The organism is Variovorax sp. PEI5, assembly GCF_056679935.1.
Genome location: NZ_CM155257.1, coordinates 1,309,639 through 1,322,160 on the forward strand (window position 1 = coordinate 1,309,639; position 12,522 = coordinate 1,322,160).

At 69.8% G+C, this 12,522-nt stretch carries 11 protein-coding genes and 1 pseudogene; 6 read left to right on the forward strand and 6 right to left on the reverse strand.

Annotated elements, in window-relative coordinates; genetic code table 11:
- Nucleotides 1–35: 35 nt before the first annotated feature.
- On the reverse strand, nt 36–869 hold the full coding sequence (locus AC1MLT_RS05980) for a DODA-type extradiol aromatic ring-opening family dioxygenase (RefSeq protein WP_481034916.1): 834 nt from the start codon (nt 867–869) through the stop codon (nt 36–38).
- Between the two features lie 99 nt (nt 870–968).
- Between AC1MLT_RS05980 and AC1MLT_RS05985 the strand changes: the two genes are divergently transcribed.
- Genes AC1MLT_RS05985 through AC1MLT_RS06005 form a run of 5 tightly spaced genes read left to right on the forward strand, consistent with a single transcriptional unit; the run spans nt 969 to nt 6,238 of the window.
- Nucleotides 969–1,940, forward strand: a complete 972-nt coding sequence (locus AC1MLT_RS05985; RefSeq protein ID WP_481034372.1) for a LysR family transcriptional regulator — start codon at nt 969–971, stop codon at nt 1,938–1,940.
- Between the two features lie 59 nt (nt 1,941–1,999).
- Nucleotides 2,000–3,520 carry a 3-hydroxyacyl-CoA dehydrogenase gene (locus AC1MLT_RS05990; protein ID WP_481034373.1) on the forward strand — a complete coding sequence of 507 codons (1,521 nt, stop codon included), beginning with the start codon at nt 2,000–2,002 and terminating at the stop codon, nt 3,518–3,520.
- A gap of 8 nt (nt 3,521–3,528) precedes the next feature.
- Nucleotides 3,529–4,308, forward strand: coding sequence for an oxepin-CoA hydrolase, alternative type (locus AC1MLT_RS05995; RefSeq protein WP_481034375.1), 780 nt, complete (start codon nt 3,529–3,531; stop codon nt 4,306–4,308).
- Nucleotides 4,309–4,356: 48 nt separating this feature from the next.
- The gene (locus tag AC1MLT_RS06000; RefSeq protein WP_481034377.1) at nt 4,357–5,076 is read left to right on the forward strand and encodes a Crp/Fnr family transcriptional regulator; all 720 of its coding nucleotides are present in this window, start codon (nt 4,357–4,359) and stop codon (nt 5,074–5,076) included.
- A 43-nt stretch (nt 5,077–5,119) separates the two neighbouring features.
- Nucleotides 5,120–6,238 (forward strand): phosphotransferase, encoded by a 1,119-nt coding sequence (locus AC1MLT_RS06005; RefSeq protein WP_481034378.1) that lies wholly within the window; start codon nt 5,120–5,122, stop codon nt 6,236–6,238.
- 61 nt (nt 6,239–6,299) lie between these two features.
- On the opposite strand, the gene AC1MLT_RS06010 is transcribed toward AC1MLT_RS06005, so the two are convergent.
- From AC1MLT_RS06010 to AC1MLT_RS06030, 5 genes and pseudogenes are all read right to left on the reverse strand, one after another.
- Nucleotides 6,300–6,884, reverse strand: a complete 585-nt coding sequence (locus tag AC1MLT_RS06010) for an MOSC domain-containing protein (protein WP_481034379.1) — start codon at nt 6,882–6,884, stop codon at nt 6,300–6,302.
- The gene (gene glmM, locus AC1MLT_RS06015; RefSeq protein WP_481034380.1) at nt 6,884–8,215 is read right to left on the reverse strand and encodes a phosphoglucosamine mutase; all 1,332 of its coding nucleotides are present in this window, start codon (nt 8,213–8,215) and stop codon (nt 6,884–6,886) included. The genes AC1MLT_RS06010 and glmM overlap by 1 nt, the downstream gene beginning before the upstream one ends.
- A 167-nt stretch (nt 8,216–8,382) precedes the next feature.
- Nucleotides 8,383–9,264, reverse strand: a pseudogene (gene folP, locus AC1MLT_RS06020) (dihydropteroate synthase); the annotation flags it as partial.
- A 2-nt stretch (nt 9,265–9,266) separates the two neighbouring features.
- Nucleotides 9,267–11,186: an ATP-dependent zinc metalloprotease FtsH gene (ftsH, locus tag AC1MLT_RS06025; RefSeq protein ID WP_481034381.1), complete on the reverse strand. Its 1,920-nt coding sequence runs from the start codon at nt 11,184–11,186 to the stop codon at nt 9,267–9,269.
- A 163-nt stretch (nt 11,187–11,349) separates the two neighbouring features.
- Nucleotides 11,350–12,021, reverse strand: a complete 672-nt coding sequence (locus AC1MLT_RS06030) for an RlmE family RNA methyltransferase (protein ID WP_481034382.1) — start codon at nt 12,019–12,021, stop codon at nt 11,350–11,352.
- 19 nt (nt 12,022–12,040) lie between these two features.
- Here AC1MLT_RS06030 and AC1MLT_RS06035 point away from each other — a divergent pair, with 19 nt between their 5' ends.
- Entirely contained in the window at nt 12,041–12,520 is a 480-nt protein-coding gene (locus AC1MLT_RS06035; protein WP_481034383.1) for a YhbY family RNA-binding protein, read from the forward strand.
- The last annotated feature ends 2 nt before the right edge of the window (nt 12,521–12,522 follow it).

Below are 12,522 nucleotides of genomic sequence, written 5' to 3' on the forward strand. Positions count from 1 at the left end.
GCCCGGGGTCGTCCACGCCGCTGCGCCGGCTCGCCTCAGCGCGCCGCGCCGAAGCGGAAGCTGGACACCGCGATGCCGCCCATGAAGGCGTCCTCGTGATAGATGCGTTCGCCGGTCTCGCCCTCGGCCGCGCCGGCGGCCACCATCAGCGGGATCAGGTGCTCCTCGCGCGGATGCGCCAGCCGCGCGGCCGGGGCCCGCTCCCAGGCCACGAGCGCGGCATCGCGTCGTGCCGGCGGCGTGCGCACCACCGCCTGGTCGAGCCAGTCGTCGAACGCGTGCGAGGCGTCCTTCGCGCGCGGGCCGAAGTTGCGCAGGTTGTGATAGCTCAGGCCGCTGCCGATGATCAGCACGTCCTCGCGACGCAAGGGCGCCAGCGCCCGGCCCAAGGCCAGGTGCTCGGCCGGATCGAGGCCGCGCCGCAGCGACAGCTGCACCACGGGCACGTCGGCCTGGGGCCGGATCACGGCCATCGGCGAGAAGGTGCCGTGGTCGAAGCCGCGCTCGGCATCGAGCGCCGCCGGCAGGCCGGCCCCGGCGATCAGCGACCGCACGCGGTGCGCGAGCGCGGGGTCGCCGGGCGCGGCATAGCGCACCTCGTAGGTATGGGCCGGAAAGCCGCCGTAGTCGTAGATCATCGGCGGCGCGGCGTGGCCCTGCACCGTGAAGGCATCGGCCTCCCAGTGCGCCGACACCATCAGGATGGCGCGCGGCGCGTGGCCGATCTGGCGCGGGATGTCGGCCAGCGAGGCGGCGAGGCGGTCGTAGGCGGCGCCGCTCTGCTCCCTCATCCACGGCCACGGGCCGCCGCCATGCGAGATGAAGTAGGTCGGCAGCACGCGGGCCGGCGGGGCGGCGGAAGATGGCATGGTCATGGCGGGGCTCCTGGTTGCAGCCAGTCTAGGTATTTCCCCTGAGGAAATCGATGGCCTACTATTCATGCTTTCGTTTCCTGGCAAGAAATCATCATGGATCGGCTCACCAGCCTGCGCGTGTTCCGCGAAGTCGTCGATGCGGGCAGCTTCTCGATCGCCGCCGATCGGCTGTCGATCTCCGCGCCGATGGTCAGCAAGCACATCGCGCAGCTGGAGAAAGCGCTGGGCGCGCGGCTGCTCCATCGCAGCAGCCGGCACCTGAGCCTGACCGAGGCCGGCGCGACCTGGCACGCGCAGAGCGCGCAGGCCCTGGACATGCTCGATGCCGCCGAGGCCGCCATCGGCCAGCGCCACGCGGCGCCGCGCGGGCGGCTCAAGGTCAGCGCGCCGGTGTGGTGCGCCACGCCCTGCTTCGCCGACGCGCTGGCCACCTTCCGCCAGCGCTGCCCCGAGGTGCTGGTCGACATGCACCTGGAGAACCGCAAGGTCGACCTGGCCGCCGATGGCTACGACCTCGCGCTGCGCGCCACGCAGGAGCCCTCGCCGGCGTTGATCGCCCGGCCGCTGTGCCGCGTGCGCTTCCACCTGGTGGCCGCGCCCGCCGCCCTGGCGCGCGATGGCACGCCGGTGCTGCCGTCCGACCTGGCGCGCCAGGGCGCCATCGTGCCGAGCTATGTCGAGCTCGACGGCCACGCGATCCAGGGTCCCGACGGCCGCTCCGCGCCACTGCAGCTGTCGCCCGTGCTGCGCTCCGACGACACCACGCTGTCGCTGCATGCCGTGCGCGCGGGCATGGGACTGGCCTTCCTGCCCGAATGGCTGGTCGACGAGGACCTGGCGCGCGGGATCCTGGTGCGCGTGCTGCCCGGCTGGAGCGCGCCCCCCGTCACGCTGTTCGCCGTCTACACCAGCCGGCAGTACATGGCGCCCAAGCTGCGCAGCTTCATCGATTTCCTGGGCGAACGCCTCACCCGCGCGGCGACCGGGCCACAGGCCCAGGATGGTCCCGATGCGCGCGCGGCGCATATCGCGCAGGATCGGCCGACCCGGGTCGTATCCGCTTGAGTTCCCACCCCTCCGATCACTCCCGTTCCCAACCTCCTCTTCATTCCTCCCTGTTCACCATGTCCCTTCAATATTCCCGGATCGGCGTCATCGGCGCCGGCGCCATGGGCCGCGGCATCGCCCAGATCGCCGCGCAGGCCGGCAGCGAGGTGCTGCTGCTCGACAGTTTCGAAGGCGCCGCCGCGCGCGGGCGCGACGCGGTCCTCGCGCAGTGGGACAAGCTGCGCGAGAAAGGCCGGCTCGACGAGGCGCAGGCCGCCGCGCAGGGCGCGCGCCTGAGGGTCGCCGCCTCGATGGCCGACCTGGCCGACTGCGACCTCGTGGTCGAGGCGGTGGTCGAGGACCTCGGCGTCAAGCGGGCGATCTTCAAGGAACTCGAGGCGGTGGTCGGCCCCACGGCCACGCTGGCGACCAACACCTCGTCGCTGTCGGTCACGGCCATCGCCGCCGGGCTGGCGCATCCGGAACGCATCGCCGGCTTCCATTTTTTCAACCCGGTGCCGCTGATGAAGGTGGTGGAGGTGGTGGCGGGCTTCCGCACCGCGACCGAGGTCTGCCGGCGCCTGGCCGCCTATGCCACCGAGATGGGCCACAGCGCGGTGCAGGCCCAGGACACGCCGGGCTTCATCGTCAACCACGCCGGGCGCGGCTTCGGCACCGAGGCGCTGCGCATCGTCGGCGAGGGCGTGGCCGATTTCGCCACCATCGACCGCATCCTGAAGGACCAGGCGGGCTTCCGCCTCGGCCCCTTCGAGCTGATGGACCTGACGGCGCTGGACGTCTCGCATCCGGTCATGGAATCGATCTATCGCCAGTACTACGACGAGCCGCGCTTCCGCCCCAGCGTGATCACGGCGCAGCGCCTGGCCGCCGGCGCGCTCGGGCGCAAGACCGGCCACGGCTTCTACGACTATGCCGATGGCGTGCAGCAGGTGGCGCCCGAGGCGCCGGCGCCGGTGGTGGACGAACCGCCGACGGTCTGGATCTCGCCGCGCGCGGCCCGGCGCGCCGAGCTGATCAAGCTGGTGCACACCCTCGGCGCGCGACTGGAGACCGGCGCCACGCCCTCGGCGTCGGCACTGATCCTGGTCGCGCCGCTGGGCTTCGACGTCACCACCGTGGCCGCCGTCGAACGGCTCGACGCCACGCGCACCGTCGGCATCGACCTGCTGGTCGAGGATGCCGCCACACGGCGCCGCGTGCTGGCCACCAACCCGGCCACGCGGCGCGACATGCGCGATGCCGCGCATGCGCTGTTCGCGCGCGACGGCAAGGCCGTCAGCGTGATCCGCGACAGCGGCGGCTTCGTGACGCAGCGCGTGATCGGCACCATCGTCAACATCGCTGCCGACATGTGCCAGCAGCGCGTGTGCTCGCCGGCCGACCTGGAGACCGCCGTGCGCCTGGGCCTGGGCTATCCGCGCGGCCCGCTGGCCATGGGCGACCTGTACGGGCCGACCAACATGCTGGAGGTGCTGTTCAACCTGCAGACCGTCTATGGCGATCCGCGCTATCGCCCGAGCCCGTGGCTGCGCCGGCGCGGCGCCCTCGGCCTGAGCCTGATGCACGAGGAAGACTGAGCCACCCCATGACCGCCGAACTCAAGAGCACCACCGAGGGCCGCACCATGGTGCTGACCCTGTCCAACCCGAGCCAGCGCAACGCGCTCGGCCCGGCCATCTACGCCGCCGGCATCGAGGCGCTCAACGGCGCCGAGGGCAGCACCGAGATCCGCAGCGTCGTCATCGTCGGCGAAGGCGCCTGGTTCTGCGCCGGCGGCTCGCTGCAGCGCCTGCGCGACAACCGGCGCGAGGCGCCCGCCGTGCAGGCCGAGAGCATCGACGCATTGCACAACTGGATCGACTCGATCCGCGCCTTCCCCAAGCCGGTCATCGCCGCCGTCGAGGGCGCCGCGGCGGGCGCGGGCTTCTCGCTCGCGCTGGCCTGCGACTTCGTGGTGGCGGCGCGCGACGCGATCTTCGCGGCGTCGTACAGCAACGTCGGCCTGACGCCCGATGGCGGCCTGAGCTGGCACCTGGCGCGCGCCCTGCCGCGCCAGCTCGCCGGCGAATGGCTGATGTGCGGCGACCGCCTGGGCGCGCAGCGCCTGCACGAGGCCGGGCTGGTCAACCAGCTCGCCGACAGCGGCCAGGCGCTGGCCACGGCACTGGCGCTGGCACAGCGTCTCAACGAACGCGCGCCCAACGTGCTGGCGAGCCTGAAGGAACTGCTCACCGAGGCCCCCGGCGCGACGCTCGCCGGTCAGCTCGCGCAGGAGCGCGACCATTTCGTGCGCAACCTGCACCATCCCAACGCCGGCATCGGCATCGAGGCCTTCCTGGCGCGCGAGAAGCCGCGCTACCCATGAGGGCCCGGCCCGCCGCAATCCCGCACCAGTCACTCACAAGACAGTCCCATGGACGAACCCATTCTTAACATCGACGAACGCGAGGCCATCAATGGTGGCCGCTGGTTCTCCTCCCTCTCGCCTTCGCTTCGCCACGACATCCTCCGATGCGCCTACGTCAGACGTCACAAGGACGGCGAACTCCTCACCGCGCGCGGCGACCCGCCCGAGCAGTGGATCGCCTGCGCCAAGGGCGCGGTGCGGGTGAGCTCGACCACCGTCTCGGGCAAGCAGGTCACATTGACCTATGTCGAGCCCGGCATCTGGTTCGGCGACGTGGCGATGTTCGACGGCGACCGGCGCACCCACGATGCCTACGCGCATGGGGAGACCACCACGCTGAACGTGGCGCGCGCCGACTTCCAGAAGATCCTGGCCACGCACGTCGAGCTCTACGAGGCGCTGATGCGCCTGCAGGCGCGCCGCATCCGCCAGCTCTTCGGGCTGGTCGAGGACCTCAACACGCTGCCGCTGCGCGCCCGCCTGGCCAAGCAGCTCACGCACCTGGTGCGCAGCTATGGCGTGCCCAGCCTGGCCGACGGCAGCCAGATGCGCATCGGCCTGCACCTGGCGCAGGAGGAACTGGCGCAGCTGCTGGGCGCCTCGCGCCAGCGCGTGAACCAGGAATTGAAGGCGATGGAGCGCGAGAACGCGATCCGCATCGAGCCGGGCGGCCTGGTGGTGCGCGACCGTGCCGCGCTCCTGCGGATCGCCGAATCCGACTCCTGATCATCATCGGCAACCCGGCTTCGGCCACGGAAGGACTCGCGGCATGAGCCAGCAACAGCAGCAGCAGCAACAGACCCGGCAGGACTTCGACAACTTCGTCGGCACGCGCGCCGTCACCGGCTCGCACGCGTTCGACGTCGATGCCCTCACCGCCTGGCTCGATGCGCACCTCGACGGCTTCCGGGGTCCGCTCACGGTCGAGATGTTCAAGGGCGGGCAATCCAACCCGACCTACAAGCTGGTCACGCCGACGCAGAGCTACGTGATGCGCGCCAAGCCCGGTCCGGTGGCCAAGCTGCTGCCCTCGGCGCATGCCATCGAGCGCGAGTACAAGGTCATGGGCGGCCTCGCCGGCACCGACGTGCCGGTGCCGCGCATGCTGTGCCTGTGCGAGGACGAATCGGTCATCGGTCGCGCCTTCTACGTGATGGAGTTCAAGAGCGGCCGGGTGCTGTGGGACCAGAGCCTGCCGGGTATGGACAAGGCCGAGCGCGCCGCCATCTACGACGAGCTCAACCGCGTCATCGCCGCGCTGCACAGCGTCGACTTCGGCGCCCAGGGCCTGGCCGACTATGGTCGCCCGGGCCACTACGTCGAGCGCCAGATCGCCCGCTGGAGCAAGCAGTACGTGGCCTCCGTCACCCAGCCGATCCCCGAGATGGACCATCTGATGGAATGGCTGCCGACGCACATCCCGGCGAGCGCGCGCGACGAGCGCCATGGCTCGATCGTGCATGGCGACTACCGGCTCGACAACGTGATGTTCCATCCCACCGAGCCGCGCGCCATCGCGGTGCTCGACTGGGAGCTCTCCACGCTCGGCCATCCGCTGGCGGACTTCAGCTACCACTGCATGTCGTGGCACATCGCGCCCGGCGCGTTCCGCGGCCTGGGCGGCGTCGATGTCGCCAGCCTCGGCATCCCGACCGAGAACGAGTACATCCGCCGCTACTGCGAACGCACTGGCATCACCACGCCCGAGGCGCTCGCGCCCGACTGGAACTTCTACCTGGCCTACAACATGTTCCGCATCGCGGCGATCCTGCAGGGCATCGCCAAGCGGGTCGAGATGGGAACGGCATCGAGCGAGCAGGCCGTGGCCTCGGGCCGCGGCGCCCTGCCGATGGCGCGGATGGCCTGGGATTTCGCGCGGCGGGCCTGAGCGCGCGGCCGGCCCGGGCCCGACCGGGCGGGCGGCGGGCGGGTGTCGCCAGCGGCGATGCTCAGACCGGCTGCAACGGCCGATGGGCGCCCGCCGGCAGCTCGATGCGGATCGGATCGCCCTCGCGGATCCCGCCGCTCTCGCGCACGATCGCCATCACGCCCGCCTTGCGCACCAGGCCGCCCCGGTCGTCGCGACCCAGGGTGGCGGCCATCAGGCCGCGCTGGAACCTGTCCAGCTGGCTGCACGGATTGCGCAGGCCGGTCAGCTCGACGACCGCGGCGTTGCCCAGGTGCAGGCGCGTGCCGGTCGGCAGCGCGAGCAGGTCGATGCCGCGCGTGGTGACGTTCTCGCCCAGGTCGCCGGCCCAGACGGCGAAACCGGCTTCCATCAGTTCGTCGAACAGTTCGGCATGCAGCAGGTGCACCTGGCGCAGGTTGGGGGCGAAGGCATCGCGCGCCACCCGCGAGCGGTGCTTGACCGTGAGGCCGGCATGCGCGTCGCCATCGACACCCAGCCCGGCGGTCAGGTGGATCGACGGCTCGGCGAACTTGGAGAAGCTGTGCAGGCCGCTCGCATGGACGGCCACGACGCTGCCGCCGTCGTCCCGGTACTCGCCCGGGGGAATCGATGCGCTCGACGGCATCAGGCGTCGAGCGTGGCGGCCAGGCGCTGGGCGCAGGTGGTGGCCTGCCGAGCGTCGCGGGCCTCGACCATCACGCGCAGCAGGGGCTCGGTGCCGCTCGGGCGAATCAGCACCCGGCCGGCATCGCCGAGCTCGGTCTCGACGCGGCGCGTCTCCGCCGCCAGGACCTGGTTGGCGCGCCAGTCCTGGCCGCTCTTCAGGCGCACGTTGAGCAGCACCTGGGGGAACAGCGTGACGTCGGCCAGCAGCTCGCCCACCGTGCGGCCGCTGCGCACGCAGGCCTGCAGCACCTGCAGGGCGCTGACGATGCCATCGCCGGTGGTGTGGCGGTCGAGCGCCAGCAGGTGGCCGGAGCCTTCGCCGCCGAGCAGCCAGCCGCGCTTCTCCAGCTCCTCCAGCACATAGCGGTCGCCGACCTTGGCGCGCACGAATTCGATGCCCTGGGCACGCAGCGCCATCTCGACCGCCTTGTTGGTCATCAACGTGCCGACGACGCCACGGGGCCGCTCGCCCCGCGCGATGCGTTCGTTGACCATCAGGTAGAGCAGCTCGTCGCCATTGAAGAGCCGGCCGCTCGCATCGACCAGCTGCAGTCGGTCGGCATCGCCATCGAGCGCGATGCCATAGTCGGCGCCCTGGGCCGTGACGGCCTCGACCAGTGCCTGCGGATGCGTCGCGCCGACGCCCTCGTTGATGTTCAGGCCATCGGGGGCGCAACCGATGGGGGTGACCTCTGCGCCCAGTTCGTGGAAGACCTGCGGCGCCACCTGGTAGGCCGCGCCGTGGGCGGCGTCGACCACCAGCCTCAGGCCATGCAGGCTCAGGTCGTGGGCGAAGGTGCTCTTGCAGAATTCGATGTAGCGGCCGGCGGCGTCGTTCAGCCGCCGCGCCTTGCCCAGGTCGGCCGAGGCGGCCCAGACCGGCTCGTCCTGCAGCGCCGCCTCCACCGCACGCTCCCACTCGTCGTCGAGCTTGGTGCCCTGGGCGCTGAAGAACTTGATGCCGTTGTCGGCGAACGGGTTGTGACTGGCGCTGATCACCACGCCCAGACTGGCCCGCTGGGCCCGCGTCAGGTAGGCCACGCCGGGCGTGGGCAACGGCCCGAGCAGCACGACGTCGACGCCGGCCGAGTTGAAACCCGACTCCAGGGCCGACTCCAGCATGTAGCCCGAGATGCGCGTGTCCTTGCCGATCAATACCGTCGGGCGGGCGTGCGTCTTCTTGAGCACGTGGCCCACCGCGTGCGCGAGGCGCAGCACGAAGTCCGGTGTGATGGGCGGTTGTCCCACCGTGCCGCGGATGCCGTCGGTACCGAAATATTGTCTCGTCATGCGTGTGATCCTTTTCGTGGGTCTTGATGCGGCGCCGGTCGGGCGGCCGGCTCGGCGACGACAGCCGCCGCGACGGCCGGGGCGACCGTCGGTGGAGAGATGGGAGATGCGAGGGGCCGCGAGGTGGCGCCGGCGCCGACACCGGCGGCGGCATTGGCGGCGGTGGAGGTGGCGATGGCCGTGGCGGCGCGCCAGACCGCCAGTGCCGCGACGGTGTCGCGCACGTCGTGCACGCGCACGATCGAGGCACCGCGCTCGACGGCCATCAATGCCGCCGCCACGCTGGGCACCATGCGCCGTGCCGCCGTCTCGATGCCGGTGACGGTCCCGAGCGACGACTTGCGCGACCAGCCCGCGAGCAGGGGCCGGCCCGGGGCGAGCAGTTCACGCTGCCGCTCCAGGAGCGCGAAGTTCTGCGCGACGCTCTTGCCGAAGCCGATGCCCGGATCGATGGCGATGCGCGCGACATCGATGCCCAGGGCCACCAGCGTCGCCGTCTCGCGCGCCAGGAAATCCCGCACCACGGCCACCACGTCGGCATCGGCCGCCATGGGCAGCGACTGCATGGTCTGCGGATCACGGTGCATGTGCATCAGGCAGATGCCGCAGGATGGATGCGCGGCCACGACCTCGCGCGCGCCGGGCCGCCGCAGCGCCCAGACATCGTTGACGATGTCGGCGCCCAGATCGAGCACGGCGCGCATCACCTCGGGCTTGTAGGTGTCGACCGAGACCGGCACGCCCAGGCGCAGGGCCTCGCGCACCACCGGCAGCACGCGCGCCAGCTCGTCCTCCAGGGCGACCGCCGGACTGCCCGGCCGCGTCGACTCGCCGCCGATGTCCAGGATGTCGGCGCCTTCGTCCAGGAGCCGTTCGCAGTGCCGCAGCGCGGCATCGGCCGTGATGTGCGAGCCGCCGTCGGAGAACGAATCGGGCGTGACGTTGACGATGCCCATCACCTTCGGCACCGACAGGTCGATGTCGAAGCGCGTGGTGCGCCACAACGAAAAAACGGGGCCATTGGCCCCGTCTTCCTTCGAACCCGACATCTTCACGCGGCCGTCGGTGCCGGATCGGTGTTGACGGCGGGAGTGCCGCCGGTGCCGCCACCGTTGTTCGACGGCGGGATGCGCGGCGTCCAGTCCTTGGGCGGGCGCGGCGCACGGCCACCCATGATGTCGTCGAGCTGTTCGCTGTCGATGGTCTCCCATTCGAGCAGCGCCTTCGCCATGGCGTGCATCTTGTCGCTGTTGTCCTCGATCAGGCGGCGCGCCAGGGCGTACTGCTCGTCGATGATGCGGCGCACCTCGCTGTCGACCTTCTCCATGGTCTGTTCGCTCATGTTGGTGGTCTTGGTGACGGAGCGGCCCAGGAACACTTCACCTTCGTTCTCGGCATAGACCATCGGGCCAAGGGCGTCGGTCATGCCATAGCGCGTGACCATGTCGCGGGCGATGGAGGTCGCGCGCTCGAAGTCGTTGCTGGCGCCGGTGGTCATCTGGTGCATGAACACCTCTTCGGCGATACGGCCACCGAACAGCATGCTGATCTGGTTGAGCATGTACTCGCGGTCGTAGCTGTAGCGGTCCTGCGAGGGCAGGCTCATGGTCACGCCCAGTGCGCGGCCTCGCGGGATGATCGTCACCTTGTGCACCGGATCGCACTTGGGCAGCAGCTTGCCGATCAGGGCGTGGCCGGACTCGTGGTAGGCCGTGTTGCGGCGCTCTTCCTCGGGCATGACCATGCTCTTGCGCTCGGGGCCCATGAAGATCTTGTCCTTGGCCTTCTCGAAGTCCTGCATCTCGACGACGCGGGCATTGCGGCGCGCGGCCATCAGGGCGGCCTCGTTGCAGAGGTTGGCCAGGTCGGCGCCGGACATGCCGGGCGTGCCGCGGGCGATGATGCTCGGGTTCACGTCCTGGCCGAGCGGCACCTTGCGCATGTGCACGTTCAGGATCTGCTCGCGGCCACGGATGTCCGGCAGCGTCACGTAGACCTGGCGGTCGAAGCGGCCCGGGCGCAGCAGCGCGGCATCCAGGATGTCCGGCCGGTTGGTCGCCGCGACGACGATCACGCCGAGGTTGGTCTCGAAGCCGTCCATCTCGACCAGCATCTGATTGAGGGTCTGCTCGCGCTCGTCGTTGCCGCCACCCAGGCCGGCGCCGCGCTGGCGACCCACCGCGTCGATCTCGTCGATGAAGATGATGCAAGGAGCGTTCTTCTTGGCGTTCTCGAACATGTCGCGCACGCGGGCGGCACCGACACCGACGAACATCTCGACGAAGTCGGAACCGGAGATCGAGAAGAACGGCACCTTGGCCTCGCCGGCGATCGACTTGGCCAGCAGGGTCTTGCCGGTGCCGGGAGGGCCGACCAGCAGCAGGCCGCGCGGGATGCGGCCGCCGAGCTTCTGGAAGCGACCGGGGTCCTTCAGGAAGTCGACGACTTCCTTGACTTCCTCCTTGGCCTCGTCGCAGCCGGCGACATCGGCGAAGGTGACCGAGTTGGTGTTCTCGTCGAGCATGCGGGCCTTGCTCTTGCCGAAGCTGAACGCCCCGCCCTTGCCGCCTCCCTGCATCTGCCGCATGAAGTACACCCAGACGCCGATCAGCAGCAGCATGGGCCCCCAGCTGACCAGCAGGGTCATGAGGAGCGAGCCTTCCTCGCGCGGCTTGACGTCGAACTTGACGTTGTTGGCGATCAGGTCGCCGACCAGGCCGCGATCGAGGTAGGTGGCGGTGGTGCGGATGCGCCGGTCGTCGTTGGTCACGGCGACGATTTCGCTGCCGCCCTGGCCTTCCTGGATCGTGGCGCTCTTGATGCGGTTGCCACGGACTTCCTCGAGAAAGTCCGAATAGCCGACGTTGCCGGCATTGGCGCCGCTGCGGGTGTCGAACTGCTTGAACACAGTGAACAACACCATCGCAATGACCAGCCAAACGGCAACTTTGGAAAACCACTGATTATTCAAACGATGCTCCAGTCAAAAACCCGTGACCCCGATCGCAAAAAACGCGTCGAGGCCCTGCAATTGGACAGCATTTTAAACTTTTCAAGCTGCGAAACCGGCTTATTGAAGGAGAGCAGCCATAGCGAAGGCACGGACATTGCCATGGTCGTGCCGGGAGCGGGGGTCAGGAACCCCCGTCCGTCGGTTTGAGACCCATGCCCACCAGGAAGGTTTCGGACGACTTGTCGCGCGACGCCTTGGGCTTGAAGGGTTTGACGACACGGAAATTGGCCTTGAACAATTGCGTCAGCTCGGCGTAGCCACCGCCATGGAACAGCTTGGTCACCAGCGCTCCCTCCGGTTTCATGTGCCGGCGCGCGAAATCCACCGCCAATTCGACCAGATGCGAAATCCGGGCCGCGTCGGCGGAGGCGATGCCCGAGAGGTTGGGCGCCATGTCGGAGACCACCACGTCGGCCCGCCGTCCGGCCATCGCCGCCTCGAGCCGCTCCAGCACCTCGGCTTCGCGGAAGTCGCCCTGCAGGAACAGGACGCCCTCGATCGGCTCCATGGGCAGCAGGTCGAGGGCGATGATGGTGCCGTCGAGGTCGCCGGAGGCCGCGCCGCCGGGCGACAGTCGACGCCGGGCGTACTGGCTCCAGGCGCCCGGCGTCGACCCCAGGTCGACCACCAGATCGCCGGGCCGGATCAGCCCGAGGGTCTCGTCGATCTCCTTGAGCTTGTAGGCGGCGCGCGCGCGATAGCCCTCGCGGGCGGCCAGCTTCACGTACGTGTCGTTGACGTGATCGTTGAGCCACGCCTTGTTGACTTTCTTGCTCTGCGTCTTGACTTTCATTCGCCCGGATAATACGGGGATGCCAGCCATTCAACTCTCCCCCGCGCAACGCAAGGTGCATCGCGCCGAAGCCCATCACCTCGATCCGCTCGTCATGATCGGTGGCGACGGGCTCACTCCGGCTGTCACGAAGGAAGCCGACGCCGCCCTCAAGGCCCATGGCCTGATCAAGGTCCGCGTGTTCTCCGACGATCGTGCCGCACGCGAGACCATGCTCGCCACCCTGGCCGACGAACTCGATGCCGCTCCGATCCAGCACATCGGCAAGCTGCTGGTGCTGTGGCGCCCCATCCCGGAGAAGGAACGCGTCGTCGACGAGGACCGCATGCCCGGTCCGCGCGACGTCAAGATCCTCAAGTACAGCAAGCGCGGCGGCCAACGCCCCGAGATCAAGACGCTGCGGGTGCTGGGCAACCAGCGCCTCACGCCCGGCGGCACGATCAAGCGCGCCAAGCCCAAGCGGCCCCTGTCGGCCAAGAAGCGCAACCAGAGCGACTGACG

What these genes read in the sequence shown, in the direction of transcription:
- AC1MLT_RS05980 (WP_481034916.1), bottom strand. Translation starts at nt 869, where the DNA reads ATGCCATCTTCCGCCGCCCCGCCGGCCCGCGTGCTGCCGACCTACTTC.
- AC1MLT_RS05985 (WP_481034372.1), top strand. Translation starts at nt 969, where the DNA reads ATGGATCGGCTCACCAGCCTGCGCGTGTTCCGCGAAGTCGTCGATGCG.
- AC1MLT_RS05990 (WP_481034373.1), top strand. Translation starts at nt 2,000, where the DNA reads ATGTCCCTTCAATATTCCCGGATCGGCGTCATCGGCGCCGGCGCCATG.
- AC1MLT_RS05995 (WP_481034375.1), top strand. Translation starts at nt 3,529, where the DNA reads ATGACCGCCGAACTCAAGAGCACCACCGAGGGCCGCACCATGGTGCTG.
- AC1MLT_RS06000 (WP_481034377.1), top strand. Translation starts at nt 4,357, where the DNA reads ATGGACGAACCCATTCTTAACATCGACGAACGCGAGGCCATCAATGGT.
- AC1MLT_RS06005 (WP_481034378.1), top strand. Translation starts at nt 5,120, where the DNA reads ATGAGCCAGCAACAGCAGCAGCAGCAACAGACCCGGCAGGACTTCGAC.
- AC1MLT_RS06010 (WP_481034379.1), bottom strand. Translation starts at nt 6,884, where the DNA reads ATGCCGTCGAGCGCATCGATTCCCCCGGGCGAGTACCGGGACGACGGC.
- glmM (WP_481034380.1), bottom strand. Translation starts at nt 8,215, where the DNA reads ATGACGAGACAATATTTCGGTACCGACGGCATCCGCGGCACGGTGGGA.
- AC1MLT_RS06030 (WP_481034382.1), bottom strand. Translation starts at nt 12,021, where the DNA reads ATGAAAGTCAAGACGCAGAGCAAGAAAGTCAACAAGGCGTGGCTCAAC.
- AC1MLT_RS06035 (WP_481034383.1), top strand. Translation starts at nt 12,041, where the DNA reads ATGCCAGCCATTCAACTCTCCCCCGCGCAACGCAAGGTGCATCGCGCC.